This is a genomic window from Pseudomonas sp. DW-iso17 (genome assembly GCF_058725345.1).
The window spans coordinates 1-26356 of record NZ_JBZXEA010000013.1 but is presented as its reverse complement, the minus strand read 5'-3'; the positions used below and the strand labels follow the sequence as shown (position 1 = coordinate 26356).

Genomic DNA, 26356 nt, shown 5'->3' with positions numbered 1-26356 from the left:
GCGAATGCGGTAGACCAGTCACTCTATTTCTGGCTGACTCACCGCATCCGCGAGCAAGCCCGCTCCCACTTTTGCATTCTGTGCACTGCACATCAAAAGCCTTGATAAAAGCGCGCAGCCGCTCAGCTATACTCCCCTCCATTTGAATGGCCCTGCGAGGAATTACTGTGAAGAACTGGACCCTGCGCCAAAGGATTTTGGCGAGCTTTGCGGTAATTATCGCGATCATGCTGCTGATGGTCGTGGTCTCGTATTCGCGCTTGCTGAAAATCGAAATCAGCGAAAACTCAGTGCGGGACGATGCGGTGCCCGGGGTGTTTTTCAGCTCGATGATTCGCAGCGCCTGGGTCGACAGCTACCTGCAAACCCAAGAGTTGGTCGGAATCCACGAGAACCAGGGTATTTCCGAAACCGACAAACAGGACTACAAGTCTTTCGAGGCTCGGCTTGAGCAACATATGGCCAGCTACGCAGGGACGATCAATATCACCCAGGATCGCACCGAATTCGATGCCTTCGAAAAACTGCACCAGAGCTACAACCAGATTCTCGCCCAGGTTTTGGCGGCCCATCAGAGCAATAACGCCGCCGAAGCACTGAGGTTGTTCAACGAGCAACTGACCCCCGCCTGGACAGCAGGCCGCATGAAGCTCAATGACATTATCAATGAGAACAAGCAGGTCGCCGACAACGCCACCGCCGCCATCGATGATGCGGTAGCGGCCGCGAAGATCAGCATGGGCGTCTCGCTGTTGCTGGCGATTCTCGCCGCCGCGCTGTGTGGCCTGTTGCTGATGCGCGCGATCATGGCGCCGATGCAGCGCATCGTTCAAATCCTCGAAGTCATGCGCACCGGTGACCTGAGCAAGCGCCTGAACCTGGAGCGCAAGGACGAATTCAACGCGGTTGAAACCGGCTTCAACGACATGATGACCGAGCTGACTGCCCTGGTGTCCCAGGCGCAGCGTTCATCGGTGCAGGTCACCACCTCGGTCACCGAAATTGCCGCGACCTCCAAGCAGCAACAGGCGACCGCGACAGAAACCGCAGCCACCACCACCGAAATCGGCGCCACTTCCCGCGAGATTGCCGCCACGTCCAAGGACTTGGTCCGCACCATGACCGAAGTGTCCACCGCCGCCGACCAGGCCTCGGTGGCTGCCGGTTCCGGCCAGCAGGGCCTGGCCCGCATGGAAGAAACCATGCACTCGGTGATGGGCGCCGCCGACCTGGTCAACGCCAAGCTGGCGATCCTCAATGAGAAGGCCGGCAACATCAACCAGGTGGTAGTCACCATCGTCAAGGTGGCCGACCAGACCAACCTGTTGTCCCTGAATGCGGCCATCGAGGCTGAGAAAGCCGGTGAGTACGGGCGCGGCTTTGCCGTGGTTGCCACCGAAGTGCGCCGCCTGGCCGACCAGACCGCTGTGGCGACCTACGACATCGAGCAGATGGTGCGTGAGATCCAGTCGGCGGTGTCGGCAGGGGTGATGGGCATGGACAAATTCTCCGAGGAGGTGCGCCGTGGCATGTCGGAGGTGCAGCAAGTGGGCGAGCAACTGTCGCAGATCATCCATCAGGTACAGGCCCTGGCGCCGCGGGTGTTGATGGTCAACGAAGGCATGCAGGCCCAGGCCACCGGCGCCGAGCAGATCAACCATGCGCTGGTGCAATTGGGCGATGCCAGCAGCCAGACCGTCGAATCCCTGCGCCAGGCCAGCTTTGCCATTGATGAACTGAGCCAGGTTGCGGTCGGTCTGCGCAGCGGCGTCTCGCGTTTCAAAGTCTGATGAGTGAGCTCGCGGCTAAACGCGGTGCCGTCCCGGCAGCGAAAAAGGCATTGTTTCTGGTGTTTCGCATCGGCAACGAACGCTTTGCCCTCAAGGCCACGGAAGTGGCCGAGGTGCTGCCGCGCCTGGCGCTTAAACCTATCGCCCAAGCGCCCTTATGGGTGGCGGGTATCTTCGCCCATCGTGGGGCGCTGGTGCCGGTCATCGACTTGAGCGCCCTGACGTTCGGCACTTCGGCCCAGGCGCGTACCAGTACGCGCCTGGTGTTGGTCAATTATCAGCCGCAGCCTTGGAGTGAGGCGCGTTGGCTAGGGCTGATCCTGGAACAGGCCACCGACACCCTGCGTTGCGACCCCGCCGAATTTCAGCCCTATGGCCTGGACAATCAGCAGGCGCCATACCTGGGGCCGGTGCGCGAGGACGCACAGGGCTTGATGCAGTGGATTGGCGTCGCCGATCTGTTGACCGCGCCAGTGCGTGCCTTGCTGTTTTCCGCCGAGTTGAGCCTATGAGCAATGACCCGCGGTTTTTCGCGTTCTTGAAAGAACGCATCGGCCTGGACGTCGCTTCGGTGGGCGAGGCGATCATCGAGCGCGCGGTGCGCCAGCGCTGCCAGTCGTCCCAGTCGCCGTCGGCGGAGGCTTACTGGCAACACCTGCAAACCTCCCATGACGAGCAGCAGGCGCTGATCGAAGCGGTGATCGTCCCCGAAACCTGGTTTTTCCGCTATCCCGAATCCTTTGCAACCCTGGCTCGCCTGGCCCAGGCACGCTTGGCCGAGATCAACCAGATGCGCGCCCTGCGTATTCTCAGTCTGCCGTGTTCGACCGGCGAAGAGCCCTATTCGATTGCCATGGCCTTGCTCGATGCGGGGTTGGCGCCCCACCAGTTCAAAGTGCAAGGCATGGACGTCAGCCCGCTGTCGGTGGAGCGCGCGCGGCGGGGCGTGTACGGCAAGAACTCGTTTCGCGGCGCCGATCTTGAATTTCGCGACCGCCACTTCACTGAAGACGTAGGCGTTTACCGCATCGCCGACCGGGTGCGTGAACAAGTGCGCCTGCAAGTCGGCAACTTGCTGGACCCGGCACTGCTGGCGAACGAGCCGACCTACGATTTTGTGTTCTGCCGCAACTTGCTGATCTACTTCGACCAGCCGACCCAGAAACAGGTCTTTGATGTGCTCAAGGCATTGACTCACGTGGACGGCGTGCTGTTTATCGGCCCGGCCGAGGGCAGCCTGCTGGGGCGCCACGGCATGCGCTCCATCGGCGTGCCGCAGTCCTTTGCCTTCAGTCGGCATGTAGAACCGGCCGCGCCGGCTGCACCTGTGATCAAACCGACGCCCGCGCCGCTACCGCAGCGCAGGGCGGCGCCGATACCGCTCAAGCCGCGACCGTTCAGCACCGTCAGCCCCAGCGTGCCACCGGTCAACGTGGTGCCAACCGATGCCGGGGATCTGCTCAGCCAGATCGCAACCCTGGCCAACGAGGGCAAAAGTGCCGAGGCCCGAGCGGCCTGCGAGCGGTATTTGAGCAGTCACCCGCCGGCCGCCCAGGTGTTTTACTGGTTGGGGCTGCTCAGCGATGTGGCTGGCAGTGCCCTGGAGGCCCAAGGGTATTACCGAAAAGCTCTGTATCTGGAACCGCAGCATCCCCAGGCCCTGATGCACCTGGCCGCGTTGCTCGAGTCCCAGGGTGACAGTGTCGGCGCGCGTCGTCTTCAGGCACGCGCCGCCCGTAGCGAGCGAGCTGACAGTGAGACCAAACGATGAGTAGCCCTGACGCGCTCGACACCGCAGGCCTGGACCTGACGCTGACCGATACCCAAGCCATTGACGACTGTTGGAACCGCATCGGTATTCATGGCGACAAGTCCTGCCCGCTGTTGGCCGAGCATATCCACTGCCGCAATTGCTTGGTGTATTCCGCCGCCGCCACACGCCTGCTCGACCGCTACGCACTGCAACAAGACGACCATCACGCGCAGGCAGCTGCCGAAGCGGATAGCGATGTGGTCACCCGTTCGCTGTTGATGTTCCGCCTCGGCGAAGAATGGCTCGGTATCGCCACCCGCTGCCTGGTGGAAGTGGCGCCGTTGCAGCCGATCCACTCGCTGCCGCACCAGCGCTCCCGAGCGCTGCTGGGCGTGGCCAACGTACGCGGGGCGCTGGTGGCGTGCCTGTCGTTGGTGGAACTGCTGGGCCTGGACAGCACCAGTGCCGGCGCCAGCGGCGGGCGGATCATGCCGCGCATGCTGATCATCGCTGCCCAGGACGGCCCGGTCGTCGTACCGGTAGATGAAGTAGACGGCATCCACGCCATCGATGAGCGCACCTTGAAGGCTGCGTCGGTGTCCGGCACCCAGGCCAGCGCACGCTACACCCAAGGCGTGTTGCAGTGGAAAGGCCGCAGTCTGCGCTGGCTGGACGAAGCGCAATTGTTGTCCGCCGTGACCCGGAGCCTCGCATGACCCCCGACCAGATGCGCGATGCCTCGCTGTTGGAACTGTTCAGCCTGGAAGCCGATGCGCAGACCCAGGTGTTGAGCGCGGGCCTGCTGGCGCTGGAACGCAACCCGACCCAGGCCGACCAGCTCGAAGCCTGCATGCGCGCCGCGCATTCACTTAAAGGGGCGGCGCGGATTGTCGGCGTGGATGCCGGGGTCAGCGTGGCCCACGTCATGGAAGACTGCCTGGTCAGTGCCCAGGAAGGCCGCCTGTACCTGCAACCTGAACATATCGACGCGTTGCTGCAAGGCACCGACCTGCTGATGCGAATCGCCACGCCGGGCAATGACGTGGGGCCGGCGGATATCGAGGCGTACGTAGCGCTGATGGAGCGCTTGCTCGATCCCTCGCAGCCGATTGCCACGCCCGTGCCAAATCCCGAGCCCATCCCCGCGCCGCGGGTTGACGCATTGCTGCTGGAGCCCGAGCTGGAGCCCGCGCCGGTCAGCAGTGAAGCGCCGCGCCAGAGCAAACGCATGACTGAAGGCGGCGAGCGCGTGCTGCGGGTGACGGCCGAGCGCTTGAACAGCCTGTTGGACTTGTCCAGCAAATCCCTGGTGGAAACCCAGCGGCTCAAGCCGTACCTGGCCAGCCTGCAACGCCTCAAGCGCATTCAGAGCAACAGCTTGCGTGCACTGGATGCCCTGGATGGCCAGTTAAAATCCCTGGATCTGAACCTGGAAGCCCAGGAAGCCCTGGCCGATACCCGTCGCCTGCTGAGTGAAGCCCAGGCCCTGCTGGCGGAAAAAAACGCCGAGCTGGATGAGTTCGGCTGGCAGGCCGGCCAGCGCGCCCAGGTGCTCTACGACACCGCATTGGCCTGCCGCATGCGGCCGTTTGCCGATGTGCTGGCCGGGCAGGTGCGTATGGTGCGTGACCTCGGTCGCAGCCTGGGCAAGCAAGTGCGCCTGGAGATTGAAGGCGAAAAGACCCAGGTCGACCGTGACGTGCTGGAAAAACTCGAAGCGCCGCTCACCCATTTATTGCGCAATGCCGTCGACCACGGCATCGAAACCCCTGAGCAGCGCGTGCTGGCGGGCAAGCCGGCGGAGGGCTTGATTCGCCTGCGCGCGTCCCATCAGGCCGGGTTGCTGGTGCTGGAATTGAGCGATGACGGCAACGGTGTCGACCTCGAGCGCCTGCGCGGCACTATTGTCGACCGGAATTTGTCTCCGGTGGAAACGGCTCTGCGCCTGAGCGAAGAGGAGCTACTGACCTTCCTGTTTCTGCCGGGGTTCAGCCTGCGGGACAAAGTCACCGAAGTGTCCGGGCGCGGTGTGGGCCTGGACGCGGTGCAGCATATGGTTCGCCAGTTGCGCGGCGCAGTGGTGCTGGAACAGACGGCGGGGCAGGGCAGTCGCTTCCATCTTGAGGTGCCGCTGACCCTGTCGGTGGTGCGCAGCCTGGTGGTGGAAGTCGGCGAAGAAGCCTATGCGTTTCCCCTGGCGCATATCGAACGCATGTGCGACCTGGCCCCCGACGACATCGTGCAGTTGGAAGGCCGCCAGCACTTCTGGCATGAAGGCCGACACGTCGGCCTGGTTGCCGCCAGTCAGTTGCTGCAGCGCCCGCCGGGGCAGACCCCTTCAGATACCTTGAAAGTGGTGGTGATCCGCGAACGCGATGCCGTGTACGGGATTGCCGTGGAGCGCTTTATCGGCGAGCGCACGTTGGTGGTGTTGCCGCTGGATGATCGCCTGGGCAAGGTCCAGGACATTTCTGCCGGGGCCTTGCTCGATGACGGCTCGGTGGTGTTGATCGTCGATGTCGAAGACATGCTGCGTTCAGTGGACAAGCTGCTCAATACCGGCCGCCTGGAGCGCATCGCCCGGCGCAACCAGCAGGCCACCGAAGCGCCGCGCAAGCGCGTGCTGGTGGTGGACGACTCACTGACGGTGCGCGAGCTGCAACGCAAATTGTTACTCAACCGGGGTTATGAAGTTGCCGTGGCGGTCGATGGCATGGATGGCTGGAACGCATTGCGCTCCGAGGACTTCGACCTGCTTATCACGGATATTGATATGCCTCGCATGGACGGTATTGAATTGGTCACACTTTTGCGCCGTGACAGTCGCCTGCAATCATTGCCGGTGATGGTGGTTTCCTACAAGGATCGTGAAGAAGACCGCCGCCGTGGCCTCGACGCCGGGGCCGACTATTATCTAGCCAAAGCCAGTTTCCATGACGACGCCTTGCTCGACGCCGTGGTTGAACTGATTGGAGGCGCCCGGGCATGAGGATTGCGATCGTCAATGACATGCCCCTGGCCGTAGAGGCATTGCGCCGTGCCTTGAGTTACGAGCCCGCCCACGAGGTGGTGTGGGTAGCCAGCAATGGCCTGGAAGCGGTGCAGCGTTGCGCCGAGCTGACCCCGGACCTGATCCTGATGGACTTGATCATGCCGGTGATGGACGGCGTGGAAGCTACCCGCCAGATCATGGCCGACACGCCATGCCCGATCGTGATCGTCACCGTTGACCGCCAGGCCAACGTCAGCCGTGTATTCGAAGCCATGGGCCACGGCGCCCTGGATGTGGTGGACACCCCGGCACTGGGCGTGGGCAACCCCAAGGATGCGGCGGCGCCCCTGTTGCGCAAGATCCTCAATATTGGCTGGCTGATCGGCCAGCGCGGCACGCGGGTGCGTGCCGAAACCCCGCCGCAGCGGGTCACCGGCAAGCGTCAACGGCTGGTGGCGATTGGTTCTTCGGCCGGTGGGCCGGCGGCCCTGGAAGTTCTGCTCAAGGGGTTGCCCCGGGATTTCCCTGCCGCCATCGTGCTAGTGCAGCATGTGGACCAGGTGTTTGCCGCTGGCATGGCCGAGTGGCTGAGCAGCGCTTCCGGCCTGCCGGTGCGCCTGGCCTGTGAAGGCGAGCCGCCTCAACCCGGCGTGGTATTGCTGGCCGGCACCAACCACCATATTCGCTTGTTGAAAAATGGCACGCTAGCCTATACCGCAGAGCCGGTGAACGAGATTTACCGGCCGTCGATCGACGTGTTTTTCGAAAGCGTCGCCAGCCACTGGAACGGTGACGCCGTCGGCGTCTTGCTCACGGGCATGGGGCGCGACGGCGCCCAGGGCCTCAAGCTGATGCGGGAACAAGGATATTTGACCATCGCCCAGGACCAACAGAGTTCGGCGGTGTATGGCATGCCCAAAGCGGCGGCGGCGATTGATGCTGCTGTTGAAATTCGCCCACTGGATAGAATTGCGCCCCGATTGCTGGAGGTCTTTGCAAAATGAACAAAAATCTCCCGCCGTGCTGGCTTGCAGGTAGTAATTCAGGTGACTGCACATGAATGATTTACAGCTCGACGACTTCAAGACCGACGAAAACGCCGCCATGGTGTTGCTGGTCGACGACCAGGCCATGATCGGTGAAGCCGTGCGACGTGGCCTGGCCCATGAAGAAAACATCGACTTCCACTTTTGTGCCGACCCGCACCAGGCGATTGCCCAGGCGATCCGCATCAAGCCCACGGTGATCTTGCAGGACCTGGTGATGCCGGGCCTGGACGGCCTCACTCTGGTGCGCGAATACCGCAATCACCCGGCCACCGCGAATATCCCGATCATCGTGCTGTCCACCAAAGAAGACCCGCTGATCAAGAGCGCGGCCTTTGCGGCCGGGGCCAACGATTACCTGGTCAAGCTGCCGGACAACATCGAGTTGGTGGCGCGCATCCGCTACCACTCGCGCTCCTACATGACCCTGTTGCAGCGCGACGCGGCCTACCGCGCGTTGCGCGTCAGCCAGCAACAGTTGCTGGACACCAACCTGGTGCTGCAACGCCTGATGAACTCCGATGGCCTGACCGGGCTGTCCAACCGCCGCCACTTCGACGAATACCTGGAGTTGGAATGGCGCCGCGCCATGCGCGACCAGACCCAACTGTCGCTGCTGATGATCGACGTGGATTTCTTCAAGACCTTCAACGACAGCTTCGGCCACGTCGAGGGCGACGAAGCCTTGCGCAAAGTCGCCAACACCATCCGTGAAGCCAGCAGCCGCCCTTCGGATTTGCCGGCGCGCTACGGCGGCGAGGAGTTCGCGCTTGTCCTGCCCAACACCTCACCGGGCGGCGCACGCCTGGTCGCGGAAAAGCTGCGCATGGCGGTAGCGGCGTTGAAAATCCCGCACATCGCCCCGGCTGAAGGTGCCAGCCTGACCATCAGTATTGGGCTGTCGACGTTGACGCCTGTCCAGGGTACCGATTGTCGGCAGTTGATCATGGCGGCGGACAAGGGGTTATACACGGCCAAGAATAATGGGCGTAATCAGGTGGGCATCGAATAATCCCAAGCGCCGGGCGCCTCTGTGGGAGCAGGTAAGCCAGCTCCCACATTTGATCGCTATCTGGCTATGGATCCTGTACAAACCACCGCCTTTTCGGCCAAGCGGACTGCCGTTCGCAGCCGTTTGCCGTTATACTCGCCGGCTTTCAAAAGTTCGCCAACGAGTGCTGCCCGCCATGGAAATCAACCCGATCCTTAACACCATCAAGGACCTGTCCGAGCGCTCCGAAACTATTCGGGGGTATCTTTGACTACGATCAAAAGCATGAGCGTCTGACCGAGGTCAATCGCGAGCTTGAAGATCCGAGTGTCTGGAACAAACCTGAGTACGCCCAGGAACTGGGGCGCGAGCGCGCTGCGCTGGCACAGATCGTCGATACCCTCGACGAACTGAACACCGGCCTGGGTGATTGCCGCGACCTGCTGGACATGGCCGTCGAAGAAAACGACGAAGGCGCAGTGGGCGATGTCGTCGCCGAGCTGGCCCGTCTCGAGGAAAACCTCGCCAAGCTTGAATTCCGCCGCATGTTCAGCCATGAAATGGACCCGAACAACGCCTATCTGGATATCCAGGCCGGTTCCGGTGGCACCGAGGCCCAGGACTGGGCCAACATCCTGCTGCGCATGTACCTGCGCTGGGCCGACAAACGCGGTTTCGACGCGACCATCATGGAACTGTCCGCCGGTGAAGTGGCCGGTATCAAGGGCGCGACCGTGCACATCAAGGGCGAATATGCCTTTGGCTGGCTGCGCACCGAGATCGGCGTGCACCGCCTGGTGCGCAAGAGCCCGTTCGACTCCGGCAATCGTCGCCACACCTCATTCTCTGCGGTGTTCGTCTCGCCAGAGATCGACGACAAAGTGGAAATCGAGATCAACCCGGCCGACCTGCGGATCGACACCTACCGTTCCTCCGGCGCCGGTGGCCAGCACGTAAACACCACCGACTCGGCCGTACGTATTACCCACGTACCGACCAACACCGTGGTCAGCTGCCAGAACGAACGTTCCCAGCACGCCAACAAGGACACCGCCATGAAAATGCTGCGGGCCAAGTTGTACGAGCAGGAAATGCAGAAGCGCAACGCCGCTTCCCAGGCGCTGGAAGACACCAAGTCGGATATCGGCTGGGGCCATCAGATCCGTTCGTACGTGCTCGATGCCTCGCGGATCAAGGATCTGCGCACTAACATCGAACGCAGCGACTGCGACAAGGTACTCGACGGCGATATCGACGAATACCTGGAAGCCAGCCTGAAATCCGGCCTCTAATACCCTCTGTGGGAGCGGGCTTGCCCGCGATCCCCCGCCGAAGGCTGGGGGCAACGAACCTGATGGAATATTTAAAGACATGAGCGACCAACAACTCGACCCGCAAGCCCTGCAACAGGAAGAAAACTCCCTGATCGCCCTGCGCAAGGAAAAGCTTGCTGCCGAGCGCGCCAAGGGTAACGCCTTCCCCAACGACTTCCGTCGCGACAACTACTGCGATGCCTTGCAGAAGCAATACGCGGACAAGACCAAGGAAGAACTGGCAGAGGCTGCGATCCCGGTCAAGGTGGCAGGTCGCATCATGCTCAACCGTGGCTCGTTCATGGTGATCCAGGACATGACCGGTCGCATCCAGGTCTACGTCAACCGCAAGACCCTGTCCGAAGAAACCCTGGCCTCGGTGAAAACCTGGGACATGGGCGACATCATCGCAGCCGAAGGCACCCTGGCCCGTTCCGGCAAGGGCGACCTGTACGTCGAGATGACCAATGTGCGCCTGCTGACCAAGTCCCTGCGCCCGCTGCCAGACAAACACCACGGCCTGACCGACACCGAACAGCGCTATCGCCAGCGCTACGTTGACCTGATCGTCAACGAAGACGTGCGCCAGACCTTCCGCGTACGCTCGCAAGTCATTGCTCACATCCGCAGCTTCCTGATGCAGCGTGACTTCCTGGAAGTGGAAACCCCGATGCTGCAGACCATCCCGGGTGGTGCCGCAGCCAAACCGTTCGAAACCCACCACAACGCGCTGGACATGGAAATGTTCCTGCGTATCGCGCCGGAGCTGTACCTCAAGCGCTTGGTGGTGGGCGGCTTTGAAAAGGTGTTCGAGATCAACCGCAACTTCCGTAACGAAGGCGTCTCGACCCGTCACAACCCTGAATTCACCATGTTGGAGTTCTACCAGGCCTACGCCGACTACGAAGACAACATGGACCTGACCGAAGAACTGTTCCGCGAGCTGGCACAGCTGGTGCTGGGCAGCACTGACGTGCCGTACGGCGACAAGGTGTTCCACTTCGGCGAGCCATTCGTGCGCCTGTCGGTGTTCGACTCGATCCTCAAGTACAACCCCGAGCTGACCGCTGACGACCTCAACGACATCGACAAGGCCCGTGCCATTGCCAAGAAAGCCGGCGCCAAGGTGCTGGGCTTCGAAGGCCTCGGCAAGCTGCAGGTGATGATTTTCGAAGAACTGGTGGAGCACAAGCTGGAGCAGCCGCACTTCATTACCCAGTACCCGTTCGAAGTGTCGCCGCTGGCCCGTCGCAACGACGACAACCCCAACGTCACCGACCGTTTCGAGCTGTTCATCGGTGGCCGCGAAATCGCCAACGCCTACTCCGAGCTTAACGACGCGGAAGACCAGGCCGAGCGTTTCATGGCCCAGGTGGCCGACAAGGACGCCGGTGATGACGAAGCCATGCACTACGATGCCGACTTCGTTCGGGCCCTGGAGTACGGCATGCCGCCGACTGCCGGTGAGGGTATCGGCATTGACCGTCTGGTGATGTTGTTGACCAACTCGCCGTCGATCCGCGACGTGATCCTGTTCCCGCACATGCGGCCGCAAGCGTAACCGTAGCGAAATCCGAAGCCGCCTTTTATAAGGCGGCTTTTTTATGTGGCCTGTTCAAGTGGTGCTCGTCAGTGATCATTCCCACGCTCCGCGTGGGAATGCACCCTGTGACGCTCCGCGTCACCTCTAAAGGAAGAAGTGTGGTGAACCGCGTAATAGCTCAAGAAGGTGCCGCCGGCATTGCTGCTGCCGTGGCTGAAAGCGTTCAGTACCAGGGCCGCAAGGCCAGCCGACGGGGCAGCGAGCAACGCCGGCAAGACATTCTCGATGCGGCCATGCGTATCGTCGTGCGCGATGGCGTGCGGGCCGTACGTCACCGGGCAGTGGCGGCAGAGGCGGGGGTGCCGCTGTCGGCCACCACCTATTACTTCAAAGACATCGACGACCTGCTCACCGATACCTTCGCCCAGTACGTGGAACGCAGCGCCGCTTTCATGGGCAAACTGTGGGTGCGCAACGAAGGCCTGTTGCGCGAGATGGTCGCCTATGGCGATGGCAGTCCGGAGTCGCGCTCGCAACTGGCCGATGATATCGCGCGCCTGACCGCAGACTATGTACTGCGCCAGCTGACCAACCGGCGCGAATACCTCATGGCTGAGCAGGCTTTTCGCCAGGAAGCCCTATTGAACCCGCGGCTGGCCGAACTGGTACGCTCCCATCAACAGATCCTGTTGCAGGGTACCGGGCAGTTTTTCCAGGTATTGGGCTCCCGTGAGCCGCAGCAGGATGCCAAGGTGTTGACGGCTATCATCAGTCGGATGGAATATCAGGGCCTGTTGGGCGGCGCAGAGCCTCTGACCGGTGACGAGATGCTTGAAATTCTCAAGCGTTACATGCACCTGGTATTGGCCTCGGTCTAGCCCTGTGCGCAATCTGCTTTGGGGGGAGCTGGGCTTGCTGCTGAAGCCGTGCGCTACCTGCGCGTGGGCCAATAACGTTTAAAGAGGAAGCACCGGGTGGACGATTACCAGCAGACGATACGCACCTTGTCCGATCGCATTGTGCTGGCGCAAACACCGATCCGCGTTCTCGATGCGGTGAAATGGGACGAAAACATTCGCCAGGGATTTCTCAAGGCCAAGGGCAAGGCGATGCCTGCCGTAGACCGTGATTACTACCTGAACCGACCGCTGTCGTTCGACTCCAGCGCGGTGAAGCTGGAATTCCAGAACATCGAGCGCGACATCACCCGTCGCCTTGGACAATTCAGCCCGGTGGGGCAGATCATGCGGCGCATGTGCCGCGAATACCGCATGGTGGTGCGCATGCTTGAAGCGCGCGGCACCGAGGACTTCGGTCTTATTTCCCAAGAGCTGTACGGCGCCGCCTCCGATGCGTTCCACGCTGGCGACCCGACCCTGGCCGACCTTGGTCTGATGCTCTCCGATTACCTGAACAACATTGATGGCCGGGGTGACCTCAAGGACGAAGCCAAGACCCTCACCGCCAAAGATGCGGTCAGCCTGCTACAAACCCGTCTGAACAAAGTGTTTGGCGAAGCGGAGGAGACCATCCGCGTATTCGAGTCCGATGGCATTGTCGCCGACGCAGCGGCGGGCGCTGACTACATCAAGATCCGCGCCGACGCGATGTTCAACGACCGCGACGTGCGCGCTTTGGAGGTGCATGAAGGCCTGGTGCATGTGGGCACCACCCTCAACGGCCAGAACCAGCCGATCTGCACGTTCCTGTCCAAAGGCCCGCCGTCGTCCACCGTCACCCAGGAAGGCCTGGCGATCCTGATGGAAATCATCACGTTTGCCTCCTACCCCAGCCGCCTGCGCAAACTTACCAACCGGACACGTGCCATCCATATGGTGGAGGAGGGGGCGGACTTCCTGCAGGTGTTTGAGTTCTTCCGCGAGCAAGGCTTTGAAATGGCCGAAAGCTATGGGAATGCCAGCCGGGTATTCCGTGGTTCGGTGCCCACCGGTCTGCCATTTACCAAGGATTTGTCCTACCTCAAGGGCTTTATCATGGTCTACAACTACATCCAGCTCGCTGTACGTAAAGGCAAGCTGGAGCAAGTGCCGCTGCTGTTCTGCGGCAAGACCACCCTTGAAGACATGCGTACCCTGCGCCAGTTGGTCGACGAAGGCCTGGTGGTGCCGCCCAAGTACCTGCCGGAGCAGTTCCGCGACATGAACGCGCTGGCGGCCTGGATGTGCTTCTCCAACTTCCTTAACCACTTGAGCCTGGACCGGATCGAGGCGGATTACTCCAATATCCTTTAACTGACGAAACCGGATCAAAATGTGGGAGCAGGCAAGCCAGCTCCCACATTTGATCTGCACGTGTCTTCAGAACTTTCGCGAGGCTTCAACGGATGAGAATCCTCGGCATTTTATGCCTGCTACTCACACTGAACGGCTGCAGCTCCTTGCTGTTCTACCCCGAGCCCGGCCTGCCCTTCACGCCGGAAAAAGCCCATCTTCCATACCGCGACGTCACGCTCACCACCGCAGATGGCGTGAAACTGCATGCCTGGTGGCTACCGGCCAAACCCGGTGTACCGCTCAAGGGCACCGTCCTGCATTTGCACGGCAATGGCGGTAACCTCGCCTGGCACCTGGGGGGCAGTTGGTGGTTGCCGGAACAGGGCTATCAAGTGCTGTTGCTGGACTATCGTGGCTATGGGCTTTCGGAAGGCAAGCCATCGTTGCCGGCGATCTACCAGGATATCGACGCCGCTTTCAGCTGGATCGACAAGGCGCCTGAAACCCAGGGTCAACCGCTGATTATCCTCGGCCAAAGCCTGGGTGGTGCACTGGCAGTGCATTACCTGGCAGCCCACCCGGAGCGCCAATCCCAACTCAAGGCGCTGGTATTGGACGGCGTACCCGCCAGTTATCGTGACGTAGGACAATTCGCCTTGAGCACTTCCTGGTTAACCTGGCCGTTGCAGGTGCCGCTGTCATGGCTGGTGCCTGACGGCGATAGTGCGATCAAGGCCATGCCAGGGCTGACCGGCGTGCCCAAGTTGCTGTTCCACAGCCTGGATGACCCTATCGTGCCGGTGTCCAATGGCATCCGCTTGTATCAGGCCGCCCCCCCGCCCAGGGTGTTGCAACTGACCCGTGGCGGCCATGTGCAGACCTTTGCCGACAAAACCTGGCAAACCGTCATGCTGCGTTATCTGGACGACCCGCAGCACTTCAACGGCTTGCGCCGCCTGGGAGAAATCCCGAATTACCCTGTTCCTAAAGTTGATTCATCAGAGAGCCCGCAATGAGCGAAGAACGCAATATGATCCCGCTGATTCTCACCGGCATCGGCACCATCATCGGCACCGTAGGCTGCCTGTGGTACTACGGCTACCTGCACTTCGCCAAGCCCGAAGATGCGTTGCTGCTCAGCGACTTCACCATGCTCAAGACAGTGCCGGGCGAGGATTACAAGATCTCCCTGACCCCGGCTGCGCAAGTGGCGCAGTGCGTTGACGGCGTGTTGGTGATGTTTGATACCGAACAGAAAGGCTTGAGCGGCGTGCTGGTCAATAACAAGAAGCAGGCCGTGCGTTGCATGGGGCAGGAAACCCCGCAGTTGCAACAGTGAGCCCAAAAACCATCCGGTGTGCAGCTTAGTTGCTCAAGGGCTTTCGAGCCTTTACAGATTGGAACCATCTTCATTCGTACGCCACAGATGAGGTACTGATTGGCCTGGCTGATCAGCGCACTTTATTTCATCAATCTGGAGTACGAGTTTTATGAATGGTATTGGCGCAGCACCTTCAATTGGCGTCGGCAATTCGGGAGGTTCTCAGGGGGCTTCGCAAGGTCTTGATCAGCAAATCCAGCAACTTCAAGAGCAAATCCGCGCTAAGCGCGGTGAAGGTTCGCAAGGTTCTGGTTCCGGTGGTTCCCAGGGGGGTGGAGGCGCTCAAGGTTCCGGAGCAAGCCAAGGCGCTGGTGGGGGAGAAAGCATTGAAGAGCTGCTTGAAATGCTGAAGCAACTGCTGGAAAAAAAAGCGGCTCAAAGTGGCCAAGCCGGTGAAGGTGGCTCAGCTGGCCAAGGCCAGATTCAGGCCGGCGGTGGCGAGAATCAAGGCTCAGTCACCTACTGATAGGCAACCCTTAAAAACCTGTCAGTTATCGACAGGTTTTTCATGTCAGCGGCATTGCACTTATCGGCGTACCGGGGGCGTGTAACGAAATTGTTTGGAACCTAATTGCGTCAGGTACCACAAAGGGCGATGTAACTTACGCACAGTGGGGGCGGGAAGGCAGTGATAAGAATTGATGCGATATGCAATATGCTGGCTATGGCCAGGGCGCATCAGGCGTTGGAGCGGGCGGATGCGCAAGAACAGGCGCGTAATCAGTTGGCAGGTTGCTCATCTGATACCTCCCGTCATAACAAAAAGATAACGCCGCCGGATGAAGATACTGATCGCATGATCAAGTTTCCCTAGTCAAAAAAACCACCGTTTCTGGTGGTTTTTTTGTGGCAATCGCAGCACCTTCGGATACATCAATGACTAAAGCTTGAATACGCATTCATGAATGGCAACGAAAAAGCCCCGCCTGAAGGCGGGGCTTTTTACCAGACCAATGATCAGTTAGCGACGGAAGACCGTGGCTTGACCGGCTGGTTGTCGTTGGAGATTGTCACCTCAACGCGACGGTTCATGGCGCGGCCGGAAACGCTGCCGTTATCGGCAACCGGATATTCCTTGCCATAGCCCTGGGTCACGATGCGCGAGATATCCACGCCTTGTTGAGCCAGTGCACGTTGAACGGAAGCGGCACGACGCTCCGACAGGCTCTGGTTGTACGAGTCAGAACCGGTGCTGTCGGTGTAGCCTTCGACGATCACTTTACGGTCTGGGTTGTCGCGCAGGAACTGAGCCAGCTTGGTGATGTTCACCAGGCCGCTGGATTTCAGGTCGGACTTGTTGGTGGCGAACAGCACGTCACCGAAAGTCACCAGGGTGCCACGATCGGTTTGCTTGGCGTTCAAGCTGTTTTGCAGTTGCTTGATCTGCGCATCACGCGCGTCCAGCAGGGCACGGGCGCGTTCGTCACCGGCGTTTTTCAGCTTGGCTTCGGATTCGCGCAGGACGATGGTGTCCTTGGCCACTTCAACGCGCTGGTTGGTCAGGTATGCGAGTTGGTCGACTTTCTTCTCGTCTTCTTTGTCGCGGTAGGCCTTGTCAGCCTTGTCCAGCCAGTCGCTGGCGTCTTTGGTTTCCAGCGCAGCCAGCTTGGTGGCTTGTGGGTTGGTTTGCAGGGACGAGAAATTGGTCCGCGCATTTTCCAGGTTCGCGTTCGGCGGGGTGGAGCAGGCCGCCAAGGCAACGCTCATCGCCAGCAGGGCAGGGATCATCAATTGTTTACGCATAGTCGTGTCGTCCTTTCAATTCGATATCAGGTGCGATGCAGTCAAGTGGCAGCGGCTTACTTCTGCATGATTGCAGCTGGGCGCATGCCTTCTTTACGCAGTTCGTCAACAGCCTTCTGGGAATCCTTCACAGCCTGTTGAGCCTTGGCAGCCTGGGCTTTACGCTCAGCGACGCGAGCATCCCACTCGGCTTGTTCAGCCAGTTGGCGAGCTTTGTCGTAGTTCTTGTCGTGCATGGCAATCTCAGCTTCTTTGAGCTTGTCCTGGGCCGACTTCATTTCCACCGCCGCATACTCGGTACCGCCGGCGCTGACTGCGCTGTTGACGGCCGATTGGGTCACGGCGTACTGCTCGGTTGGAGGGTTGCCGGCGCAGCCCGCCAGAACGAAGCTGGTGCCGATTGCCAGCGCGGCCAATTTGAGCCCGCGCAGGTGGTTAAACGAGGATTTGGCAGTGCTGGTGTTCATCGTCTTCAACTCCATTGGATAACTCCTGAAAAACATCAAAATCCATCGGGGCGTATCGATTTCGGGCCCGTCGGTAAAGCACATGGCGTCCGTTCAAACGACCGTTCCACAAGTGATGGCTACTGGCTGTGACCGGAGGCTTTTTTCAAAAGTTCAGCGGATATGGCGATTTGCCTAAAAAAATATCTGACTGACTGGTCAATGTTTAAAAAATGGAACTTTCGCGGCGGGCAGCGGTACCTCCGGGCCTGTAAAAGGCCCGGAATACGTGGGTTTAATTGACGTCAATAAATGTTTATCAGTGTTTTTGTTCGTCAGCAACGGCTGATAAATCATGCAAATGGCGACGGGATAACGTGAGAAAACGTGGGGTGGGGCCGACGTCTTCATACAGCGGATCACCCTCTTCGTCGGTGGCAATCACCTGCTGGCCCTGGATGTAGGGAAAGCTGGCTTCCAGCTCTTCCAGTGCGGCGCCGATCAGCTCGCCGAGCAGTTCTTCGACGTGGCGCTTGGGGTACATCTCGGCAATGGCCGCCAGCCGGGCAGCGGCTTCTACATCCAGATGAATGGCGTATTCAGTCTTGGTCAAACGACCCTTGGCGGTTTCTTCCCAATGCTGGGCCAGTTCTCGAATTTTCATGGCTACCTCAATAAAGCCTGCGATGGCAGGCGGTGATGAGTGACCAGCCGCCTGCGTGAAAATAACGCGGCGACTCATCGTTGAGACTAGCTGTAAGCGCCAAGGTTTAAAGTCGTTCGCGTTCGGCCTTGTCAGAAACCGACGTCGGCGGCACTCTGAAGCACCTGCGCGTCCCGGATTTCTGGCTGGAGATTGGCTGATGAGTGATATCGATGCACGCTTGCGTGAGGATGTTCACCTGCTGGGTGAGCTGTTGGGCAACACCATTCGAGAGCAGTACGGCGAGGCTTTCCTCGATAAGATCGAGCAGATCCGCAAAGGCGCCAAGGCCGACCGCCGTGGAGCCGTTTCGCAAAATGCCGCTGGTGATGAACTGAGCGCCAGCCTCAATCAGTTGCAGGAGGAGGAGTTGCTGCCCGTGGCGCGGGCCTTCAACCAGTTCCTCAACCTGGCCAACATTGCCGAGCAATATCAGTTGATTCATCGGCGCGATGAATCGCAATCTGCGCCGTTCGAATCCCGCGTCTTGCCAGAATTGCTGGCCCGTCTGCAAAGCGAAGGGCACAGCAATGAATCCTTGGCCCGGCAGCTGGCGCGGCTGGACATCGAGCTGGTGCTCACCGCCCACCCCACCGAAGTGGCCCGCCGCACGCTGATTCAGAAATACGATGCCATTGCCGCGCAACTGGCCTTGCAGGATCACCGCGATCTCACCACCGCCGAGCGCGAGCAGATTCGCGAGCGCTTGCAACGCTTGATCGCCGAAGCCTGGCACACCGAAGAAATCCGGCGCGTGCGCCCCACGCCGGTAGATGAAGCCAAATGGGGCTTTGCGGTGATCGAGCATTCGCTGTGGCACGCCATTCCCAATTACCTGCGCAAGGCCGACCAGGCCCTGCACGCCGCCACCGGCTTGCGCCTGCCCCTGGAGGCTGCGCCGATTCGCTTTGCTTCGTGGATGGGCGGCGACCGTGACGGCAACCCCAACGTCACCGCGCCGGTCACCCGCGAAGTGCTGCTGCTGGCGCGTTGGATGGCGGCGGATTTGTATCTGCGTGACATTGATCAACTGGCTTCCGAGCTGTCGATGCAACAGGCCAGCCCGGCGTTGCAAGCGAAAGTCGGCGACAGCGTCGAACCTTATCGTGCCTTGCTCAAGCAACTGCGCGAACGCCTGCGCGCCACGCGCCAGTGGGCCCACACCTCGTTGACCAGCACCACCCCGGCGCCGGCCGAGGTGTTGCAGGACAACCGCGACCTACTCGACCCTCTGCAACTGTGCTACCAATCGCTGCACGAATGCGGCATGGGCGTGATCGCCGATGGCCCGCTGCTCGACTGCCTGCGCCGTGCCGTGACGTTCGGCCTGTTCCTGGTGCGCCTGGATGTGCGTCAGGACTCCAGCCGTCACTCGGCGGCCATGACCGAAATCACCGATTACCTGGGCCTGGGGCGTTATGAGGACTGGGATGAGGATGCGCGTATCAGCTTCCTGACCCAGGAACTGACCAATCGGCGGCCCTTGCTGCCGGGTTACTTCAAACCCTCGGCGGACACTGCCGAGGTATTGAATACCTGCAAGGAAATCGCCGCCGCACCGGCGGCGTCATTAGGTTCGTATGTCATCTCTATGGCGGGCGCCGCGTCGGATGTATTGGCGGTGCAACTGCTGTTGAAAGAGTCGGGCGTACAACGGCCGATGCGCGTAGTGCCGTTGTTCGAGACCCTGGCCGACCTGGACAACGCCGGACCGGTGATGGAGCGCCTGCTGCAATTGCCGGGTTACCGCGCACGCTTGCAGGGCCCGCAGGAAGTGATGATTGGCTACTCGGACTCGGCCAAGGACGCGGGCACCACGGCCGCCGCCTGGGCGCAGTACCGGGCGCAGGAACGTCTGGTGGATATCTGCCGCGAGCAACAGGTGGAGCTATTGTTGTTCCATGGTCGCGGCGGCACCGTTGGTCGTGGCGGTGGCCCGGCACACGCGGCTATCCTGTCGCAGCCGCCGGGCTCGGTGGCGGGGCGTTTCCGTACCACTGAGCAGGGCGAGATGATTCGCTTCAAATTCGGTCTGCCGGATATCGCTGAGCAGAACCTCAATCTCTACCTGGCGGCGGTACTGGAAGCGACCCTGTTACCGCCGCCCCCTCCCGAGCCTGCCTGGCGTCATCTGATGGACGAACTGGCGGCAGACGGTGTCAGCGCTTACCGGGCCGTGGTGCGGGAAAATCCGCAGTTCGTCGAGTACTTCCGCCAGTCCACGCCGGAGCAGGAGTTGGGCCGTTTGCCCTTGGGCAGTCGCCCGGCCAAGCGCCGTGCGGGCGGGATAGAAAGCTTGCGCGCCATCCCGTGGATTTTTGGTTGGACCCAGACGCGCCTGATGCTACCCGCCTGGCTCGGCTGGGAAGCGGCACTGAGCAAGGCGCTGGAGCGCGGTGAAGGTCAATTGCTGGGGCAGATGCGCGAGCAGTGGCCATTCTTTCGCACGCGCATCGACATGCTGGAAATGGTGCTGGCCAAGGCCGATGCCGAGATCGCCCGTCTTTATGATGAGCGTCTGGTGCAGCCGGACCTGCTGGCATTGGGTGCGCACTTACGCGACCTATTGTCGCAGGCGTGTGACGTGGTGCTTGGCCTGACCGGCCAGTCGCAGCTGCTGGCCCATAGCCCCGACACCCTGGAGTTCATCCGCCTGCGCAACACCTACCTGGACCCCTTGCACCTGTTGCAGGCCGAGTTGTTGGCACGTTCCCGTCAGCAGGAGGCTGCGCAAGACAGCCCTCTGGAACAGGCGCTGCTGGTGTCCGTGGCCGGTATTGCGGCCGGTTTGCGCAACACCGGTTGAGGTTTTTTGCGTGCACTCAATGGCTTGCGGATAAACCACGACGACCGCCCGGAAACGGGCGGTCGTCTTTTGAGCAGGCGGGTTGCGCTCAGGCACACCCTGGCGCTGACGCATGTGCGGCGCGGGTTTCTCCTACTTTTGGCGGCTTGTATGGTGAGGGCCCGCTGTGTATCTTGATCAGCCTTTGGCCGTTTGATCGGCCTAGAACCACATTTTTACGAGATTGGCCCCACGCGGCGAATCCGAGCGTCATCTCTATAAAAAATTGAGGAGCACATCGATGCGCGTCATTCTGCTGGGAGCTCCCGGGGCCGGTAAAGGTACTCAGGCAAAGTTCATCACTGAAAAATTCGGCATTCCACAAATCTCCACCGGCGACATGCTGCGTGCGGCCGTCAAGGCTGGCACCGAGCTGGGCCTGATCGCCAAGAGCGTGATGGACAGCGGCGGCCTGGTCTCCGATGACCTGATCATCAACCTGGTCAAGGAACGCATCAGCCAGGAAGACTGCAAGAACGGTTTCCTGTTCGACGGCTTCCCACGCACCATTCCCCAGGCTGAAGCCTTGGTGAAGGCGGGCGTGGAGTTGGACGCCGTGGTCGAGATCGCAGTTGAAGACGAAGAGATCGTCCAGCGTATCGCTGGCCGTCGCGTTCACGAAGGCTCGGGCCGCGTGTACCACATCGTCTACAACCCGCCGAAAGTCGAAGGCAAGGACGATGTCACTGGCGAAGACCTGGTGCAGCGTAAAGACGACACCGAAGAAACTGTGCGTCATCGCCTGTCGGTCTACCATTCCCAGACCAAGCCCCTGGTGGACTTCTACCAGAAGCTGTCCGCAGCCCAGGGCAAGCCGAAATACAGCCACATCCCTGGTGTGGGCTCGGTAGAGGCCATCACCGCCAAGGTGCTGCAAGCACTGAGCTGATCCCTTAATCGGCGGCACAGACAACGGCCCGCTTGCGGGCCGTTGTTGTTTATACTGGCGCACTTTTTTCCGACTTGGACACCCACACCGATGAGCACCCTGCTGGCCCTGGACACCGCGACTGAAGCTTGCTCCGTTGCCTTGCTGCACGATGGCAAGGTCACGAGCCACTACGAGGTGATCCCGCGCCTGCACGCGCAGAAATTGTTGCCGATGATCAAGCAACTGCTTGAAGACGCCGGTACCACCCTGGCTGCCGTGGATGCCATCGCGTTCGGCCGTGGCCCCGGTGCATTCACTGGCGTGCGCATTGCCATTGGCGTGGTGCAGGGCCTGGCCTTTGCGCTGGAGCGCCCGGTGTTGCCGGTGTCCAACCTGGCGGTACTGGCCCAGCGTGCGTTGCGTGAGCACGGGGCATCGCAGGTGGCAGCGGCAATTGATGCGCGCATGGATGAGGTTTACTGGGGTTGCTACCGTGAGACCGCAGGCGAAATGCGCCTGGTCGGTGCGGAAGCGGTGCTTGCCCCCGAAGCTGCGCAGTTGCCCGCTGACGCCAGCGGTGATTGGTTCGGTGCCGGCACGGGCTGGGGTTATGGCGAGCGCATCAAGGTGTCCTGTGCCGAGCAGGACGCAGCGATGTTGCCCCACGCCGAAGACCTGCTGGCGTTGGCACGTTTCGCATTCGAGCGCGGCGAGGCGATTGCGGCGGACCAGGCAGCACCGGTGTACCTGCGCGATAAAGTCGCGCAGACCAAGGCCGAACGCGGGATTATTTGACGCCAAAAATGTGGGCGTTACGCGGCAAATTTCGCCAATCGTCAGAATTTGCCTGGGTTTTTAAACCTTTTACAAATTATGTGTTCTAGTTATCACCAGAGCATTTGCGCGCCATGGAAAGTGCCGCTAAATTGCCATCATTGATACCGAGTCTGCATGTATGCGTATAGACGGTTTTTCCTCACAGTCGTACCCCCTCAAGCGTAAGCCGCGCAAGGCGAGCGTGACGGTAGACGAGTCCGTCGAGGATTCACCGGACTTCATCGAAGTACACACCGATACGCCTTCCAAAGCTCCAGGCGCCTCGAGCGCACGTATCAGCGGCGTTCCTGCCCGTCAGCAAGACATGGTCTTTCCCCGTTCCATGAGCAAAAGCGTTGCCACCGCCCTGGCCAGCTACCTGACCACTGCCGGCTTTGTCGAATGGGATATGGAAGTGCTGGGTCTCGATATCCATATCTGATGCGTTTGCCTTATTACATCGGCTGCCCGTCCTGGAGTGAAAACGCCTGGCGCGAGTACCTGTATCCCGTTGAGGCACGTTCCAGCGATTACCTCGGGCTCTATTCCCAGGTCTTCAACGCCGTTGAGGGCAATACCACTTTTTACGCTCGCCCCTCGGCCGCCACTGTGCAGCGCTGGGCCGAAATCATGCCTGATGATTTTCGCTTCACCGCCAAATTCCCCGGCGATATCAGCCATGCTGGCGATTTACGTGAACAGTTGCCGGCGGCAGAAAGTTTTGTCGGCTTGATGAGCCCGTTGGGTGAGCGCGTTTCACCGCTGTGGCTGCAGCTCTCGAAGAGCTTTACGCCGCCACGCCTGGCGGAGCTGGCTGGATTTCTCGATGGCATTGATCGGCCGCTGGCCGTGGAGGTGCGTCATGAACAGTTCTTTGCCAAGGGTGATGCTGAGCGCATGCTCAACCGCCTGTTGCGCGATCGCGGTGTCGAGCGCATCTGCCTCGATCCCCGTGCACTGTTCAGTTGTACTTCTACCTCGGAAGCGGTGCTGCATGCCCAGTCAAAAAAGCCCCGGGTGCCACCGCGCCCGGCGGCCCTGACGCAGTTTCCCCAGGTGCGCTTCATCGGGCATCCGGACCTTGAGGCCAATGACCCGTTCCTGATTCCCTGGGTGGAAAAGATTGCCACTTGGATCGAAGAGGGCCGCACGCCCTATATGTTCCTGCACACGTCGGACAACCGTCTCGCGGCACAGCTGGCGCTGCGCTTCCACGCCAAGCTGATGGTGCGCCTGCCAGGGCTACCGCCGCTGCCTGCCTTGCATCGAGAACCCGTGGCGGAGCAGCTCGGACTACTTTGAGGGTTGAGCCGTGGGTGTGGTCAAGACATTGAGTGTGTTGCTGTTGTTGGTGGGGGCATTTGCGTTGGCTGTCTGGCGCGGTTGGGTGCCGATGCCGCCTGAATGGAACCCCTGGGCGCCCTTGGATGTGCGAGCGAGCCCCAACCTGTTGACGCGCTACAAGCTCAGTCGTTTGCAGGATGATCCAGCGCTGTGTGACCAGGTGTTGAACACCTCTGGTCTGCGCGTGAGCCGCCAGGCCGATACACCGACTGATGCAGCGTGCCCCTTGCGCAGTGTCCTGCGCGTGCAGGGCGCTGACGTGGCCTTGAGCAGCAGCTTTCTTGCCAGTTGCCCGCTGGCGGTGGCGTTCGCCTTGTTCGAGCGACATAGCCTGCAACCGGCGGCCCAGGCCGTGTTTGGCCAAGCGGTGAGCCGCGTCGAGCATTTGGGCAGTTTTGCCTGCCGTAATATCTACAACAACCGTGCCGACGGTCGACTCAGCCAGCATGCGTCGGCCAATGCCCTGGATATCGCCGGTTTTCGCCTGGCGGATGGGCGCAGCATCAGCGTGCTCAAGGATTGGCCGGGCCAGGGCGACAGTGCGCGTTTCCTGCGCTTGGTACGCGATGGCGCCTGTGATGATTTCAACGTGGTGTTGAGCCCGGACTACAACGCCGCCCATCGCAACCATTTCCATCTGGACATGGGGCGTTGGTGGGTGTGTCGCTAAGGTTCAGGCGGCCAGGCGCAGGTTGTGGGTCACCAGCGGGCGCGCCCAGTAGTAATCGAAATCCAGGGCCTTTTGCTGCGCCAGCAGTTCTTCTTCGGGGTACGGCGTGGCGGCCGGTGGCAGCAGGTCCAGCTCGAATTCGGCAATCGGCAGGTGCAGTGGGCGTGGTTGTGGCGCCGGGCCCGGCGCGGGTAGCGGTTGGCCGGCGTTCAGCACAATGGGGCGCACCCACTCGCTCTCAAACGCTTGTTGGCGTTGCTGGACGATAACTTCTTCTTCCGGGAACGGCGTCGCGGCCGGTGGCAGCAGCTCGGTTTCGAACTCGGCAATTGGCAGGAAGAGCGGTTCCGGCGGGGCGATCTCGGTGTCTTTCACATCGCACTCACGCTGGGTGAGGATCTGCGCCAGCAGGTCGGCGCCTTCGCGGGGTTCAACCGCCGGGTCTGCCGGGGCAGGCGTCTTGGCGGCGAGCGCGTCCGACGTTTCACCGAGCTGCTCGGCCAACGCACGGGCGAAGAAGTCCTGCCACACATGACTCACCCCGGCCAGCGCTTGGGTATTGCGCAGGCCGTAATGGTTGTGGGTCGGCAGTACACCGATGGAAAGGGGAAGAATGTCTGACATTTTTCTCGGTCGACGCTCAGCTCTGGCAAAATACCTGACTGTGATTTTTATCGGCCGTTGTTTGCCGATCCTTAATATTTTTGAGCGTGGCGATTGATGAACGAACAACCAGCGGCCAGCCGCATCCAGGTCCAAGCCTTGGCTGACAGCTTCCAGGCCCGCGCTGAACAGTGGGCTTCGCTGCTGGGGTTGCCTCTGCAGGTGGCCGATGCGGATTTTTCCCTGCAAGTGGGGGAGCACGGCTTGCAGTTGCAACAGCTTGGGCCTGATGCGCCAGGGCCGGTGCGGGTCGACTTTGTCGAAGGCGGCGCGGCACATCGGCGGTTGTATGGCGGCGGCAGCGGGCAGATGATCGCCAAGGCGGTGGGCATCGCCCAGGGCGTGCGCCCGCGGGTGCTGGATGCCACGGCTGGCTTGGGCAAGGACGCGTTCGTGCTGGCCAGCCTCGGGTGTGAGATGAGCCTGATCGAGCGCCAGCCGCTGATCGGCGCCTTGCTCGAAGATGGTCTGGCCCGCGCTGCCGAGGATTTTGACGTGGCGCCGATTGTGGCGCGCATGAAGCTGCTCAAGGGCAACTCCATCGACGTGATGCTCAACTGGCAGGGCGAGCCGCCTCAGGTGATCTACCTGGACCCGATGTTTCCGCACCGTGAGAAAACCGCCCTGGTAAAGAAGGAAATGCGCCTGTTCCGCCCATTGGTGGGCGATGACCCGGATGCCCCGGCGTTGCTCGCGGCGGCTCTGGCCCTGGCCAGCCATCGTGTGGTGGTCAAGCGTCCGCGCAAGGCACCCTGCATTGAGGGGCCGAAGCCGAGCCATGCGCTGGATGGCAAGTCCAGCCGCTACGACATTTATCCCAAGAAAGCGCTCAAGCCGTAAGCTGCAAACAGCAGCACTTATCTCCCAGGTGCGGCGAGATCCAACTGTGGGAGCTGGCTTGCCTGCGAAGACGGCCTGACAGCCGATGCCTATCTCTCTGGCGCGCCGCAATCCAAATGTGGGAGCTGGCTTGCCTGCGATGACGGCCTGAAAGCCGACACCTGTCTACCTGACGCCCCGCTATCCAAACTGTGGGAGCGGGCTTGCTCGCGAAGGCTGCCTGGCAGTCAACACAGTTGGATTGTGTACATATCCATTCCTGCGGTAACGGCCACCTAGGGTTCCGCTCTGACAGCGGCTCACTTTTGAAAAGCGCAAAAGTAAGCATGGGCCTGTCCCCCGGCAGCGTACGCCATGAAGCTGGTTATCCAG

The 26356-nt window shown here is 60.9% G+C and carries 25 protein-coding genes; 21 read left to right on the top strand and 4 right to left on the bottom strand.

What is annotated here, in order from left to right; all coding sequences use genetic code 11:
- Positions 1-167: 167 nt before the first annotated feature.
- The 14 genes from AC4PS6_RS12280 to AC4PS6_RS12215 all read left to right on the top strand — a co-directional run bounded on the left by AC4PS6_RS12280 (position 168) and on the right by AC4PS6_RS12215 (position 15509).
- Positions 168-1790, top strand: coding sequence for a methyl-accepting chemotaxis protein (locus AC4PS6_RS12280; protein WP_014717193.1), 1623 nt, complete (start codon positions 168-170; stop codon positions 1788-1790).
- Entirely contained in the window at positions 1790-2302 is a 513-nt protein-coding gene (locus AC4PS6_RS12275) for a chemotaxis protein CheW (RefSeq protein WP_014717194.1), read from the top strand. The genes AC4PS6_RS12280 and AC4PS6_RS12275 overlap by 1 nt, the downstream gene beginning before the upstream one ends.
- Positions 2299-3561: a CheR family methyltransferase gene (locus AC4PS6_RS12270; protein WP_336827142.1), complete on the top strand. Its 1263-nt coding sequence runs from the start codon at positions 2299-2301 to the stop codon at positions 3559-3561. The genes AC4PS6_RS12275 and AC4PS6_RS12270 overlap by 4 nt, the downstream gene beginning before the upstream one ends.
- Positions 3558-4259 (top strand): chemotaxis protein CheW, encoded by a 702-nt coding sequence (locus AC4PS6_RS12265; protein WP_020301147.1) that lies wholly within the window; start codon positions 3558-3560, stop codon positions 4257-4259. Before AC4PS6_RS12270 ends, AC4PS6_RS12265 begins: the two co-directional genes overlap by 4 nt.
- Positions 4256-6532, top strand: a complete 2277-nt coding sequence (locus tag AC4PS6_RS12260; RefSeq protein ID WP_032903262.1) for a hybrid sensor histidine kinase/response regulator — start codon at positions 4256-4258, stop codon at positions 6530-6532. The genes AC4PS6_RS12265 and AC4PS6_RS12260 overlap by 4 nt, the downstream gene beginning before the upstream one ends.
- Positions 6529-7539: a chemotaxis response regulator protein-glutamate methylesterase gene (locus tag AC4PS6_RS12255; protein WP_003189079.1), complete on the top strand. Its 1011-nt coding sequence runs from the start codon at positions 6529-6531 to the stop codon at positions 7537-7539. The genes AC4PS6_RS12260 and AC4PS6_RS12255 overlap by 4 nt, the downstream gene beginning before the upstream one ends.
- A gap of 52 nt (positions 7540-7591) precedes the next feature.
- On the top strand, positions 7592-8593 hold the full coding sequence (locus tag AC4PS6_RS12250) for a response regulator (protein ID WP_014717198.1): 1002 nt from the start codon (positions 7592-7594) through the stop codon (positions 8591-8593).
- A gap of 175 nt (positions 8594-8768) precedes the next feature.
- Positions 8769-9864, top strand: a protein-coding gene (prfB, locus tag AC4PS6_RS12245) for a peptide chain release factor 2 (RefSeq protein WP_096001736.1) whose coding sequence is annotated in 2 segments (ribosomal slippage) — positions 8769-8840 and positions 8842-9864 — 1095 coding nt in all. Because the reading frame shifts where the segments join, the coding sequence is not laid out codon by codon here.
- Between the two features lie 79 nt (positions 9865-9943).
- The gene (gene lysS / locus AC4PS6_RS12240) at positions 9944-11446 is read left to right on the top strand and encodes a lysine--tRNA ligase (RefSeq protein ID WP_003189082.1); all 1503 of its coding nucleotides are present in this window, start codon (positions 9944-9946) and stop codon (positions 11444-11446) included.
- Positions 11447-11589: 143 nt separating this feature from the next.
- On the top strand, positions 11590-12306 hold the full coding sequence (locus AC4PS6_RS12235) for a TetR/AcrR family transcriptional regulator (RefSeq protein WP_014717200.1): 717 nt from the start codon (positions 11590-11592) through the stop codon (positions 12304-12306).
- Positions 12307-12402: 96 nt separating this feature from the next.
- Complete coding sequence (locus AC4PS6_RS12230) at positions 12403-13680, top strand: flavohemoglobin expression-modulating QEGLA motif protein (RefSeq protein ID WP_014717201.1); 1278 nt, start codon at positions 12403-12405, stop codon at positions 13678-13680.
- Positions 13681-13772: 92 nt separating this feature from the next.
- Complete coding sequence (locus tag AC4PS6_RS12225) at positions 13773-14678, top strand: alpha/beta hydrolase (protein ID WP_014717202.1); 906 nt, start codon at positions 13773-13775, stop codon at positions 14676-14678.
- Positions 14675-15001: a PA3694 family proteiin gene (locus tag AC4PS6_RS12220; protein ID WP_003172217.1), complete on the top strand. Its 327-nt coding sequence runs from the start codon at positions 14675-14677 to the stop codon at positions 14999-15001. Before AC4PS6_RS12225 ends, AC4PS6_RS12220 begins: the two co-directional genes overlap by 4 nt.
- A gap of 151 nt (positions 15002-15152) precedes the next feature.
- Positions 15153-15509 (top strand): hypothetical protein, encoded by a 357-nt coding sequence (locus tag AC4PS6_RS12215; protein WP_014717203.1) that lies wholly within the window; start codon positions 15153-15155, stop codon positions 15507-15509.
- 491 nt (positions 15510-16000) lie between these two features.
- On the opposite strand, the gene lptF is transcribed toward AC4PS6_RS12215, so the two are convergent.
- The 3 genes from lptF to AC4PS6_RS12200 form a co-directional block, all read right to left on the bottom strand.
- Positions 16001-16786 carry a lipotoxin F family OmpA-related lipoprotein LptF gene (gene lptF / locus AC4PS6_RS12210; RefSeq protein ID WP_003189093.1) on the bottom strand — a complete coding sequence of 262 codons (786 nt, stop codon included), beginning with the start codon at positions 16784-16786 and terminating at the stop codon, positions 16001-16003.
- A gap of 56 nt (positions 16787-16842) precedes the next feature.
- Positions 16843-17268 (bottom strand): DUF4398 domain-containing protein, encoded by a 426-nt coding sequence (locus AC4PS6_RS12205; protein WP_003189094.1) that lies wholly within the window; start codon positions 17266-17268, stop codon positions 16843-16845.
- 283 nt (positions 17269-17551) lie between these two features.
- Entirely contained in the window at positions 17552-17896 is a 345-nt protein-coding gene (locus AC4PS6_RS12200; RefSeq protein ID WP_014717206.1) for a hypothetical protein, read from the bottom strand.
- Positions 17897-18095: 199 nt separating this feature from the next.
- Between AC4PS6_RS12200 and ppc the strand changes: the two genes are divergently transcribed.
- From ppc to AC4PS6_RS12170, 6 genes are all read left to right on the top strand, one after another.
- Entirely contained in the window at positions 18096-20741 is a 2646-nt protein-coding gene (gene ppc, locus AC4PS6_RS12195; RefSeq protein WP_032903260.1) for a phosphoenolpyruvate carboxylase, read from the top strand.
- 280 nt (positions 20742-21021) lie between these two features.
- Positions 21022-21669, top strand: a complete 648-nt coding sequence (gene adk / locus AC4PS6_RS12190) for an adenylate kinase (protein WP_003189104.1) — start codon at positions 21022-21024, stop codon at positions 21667-21669.
- Between the two features lie 90 nt (positions 21670-21759).
- Complete coding sequence (gene tsaB / locus AC4PS6_RS12185) at positions 21760-22446, top strand: tRNA (adenosine(37)-N6)-threonylcarbamoyltransferase complex dimerization subunit type 1 TsaB (protein WP_019817729.1); 687 nt, start codon at positions 21760-21762, stop codon at positions 22444-22446.
- 160 nt (positions 22447-22606) lie between these two features.
- The gene (locus tag AC4PS6_RS12180; protein WP_020301144.1) at positions 22607-22909 is read left to right on the top strand and encodes a hypothetical protein; all 303 of its coding nucleotides are present in this window, start codon (positions 22607-22609) and stop codon (positions 22907-22909) included.
- Positions 22909-23769, top strand: coding sequence for a DUF72 domain-containing protein (locus AC4PS6_RS12175; RefSeq protein WP_019817731.1), 861 nt, complete (start codon positions 22909-22911; stop codon positions 23767-23769). The genes AC4PS6_RS12180 and AC4PS6_RS12175 overlap by 1 nt, the downstream gene beginning before the upstream one ends.
- 10 nt (positions 23770-23779) lie before the next feature.
- Positions 23780-24481, top strand: coding sequence for an extensin-like domain-containing protein (locus tag AC4PS6_RS12170; protein WP_336827143.1), 702 nt, complete (start codon positions 23780-23782; stop codon positions 24479-24481).
- A gap of 3 nt (positions 24482-24484) precedes the next feature.
- On the opposite strand, the gene AC4PS6_RS12165 is transcribed toward AC4PS6_RS12170, so the two are convergent.
- Positions 24485-25105: a hypothetical protein gene (locus AC4PS6_RS12165; protein WP_032903259.1), complete on the bottom strand. Its 621-nt coding sequence runs from the start codon at positions 25103-25105 to the stop codon at positions 24485-24487.
- A gap of 96 nt (positions 25106-25201) precedes the next feature.
- On the opposite strand from AC4PS6_RS12165, the gene AC4PS6_RS12160 reads away from it, so the two are divergent.
- Positions 25202-25984: a class I SAM-dependent methyltransferase gene (locus AC4PS6_RS12160; RefSeq protein WP_014717213.1), complete on the top strand. Its 783-nt coding sequence runs from the start codon at positions 25202-25204 to the stop codon at positions 25982-25984.
- Positions 25985-26356 lie beyond the last annotated feature (372 nt).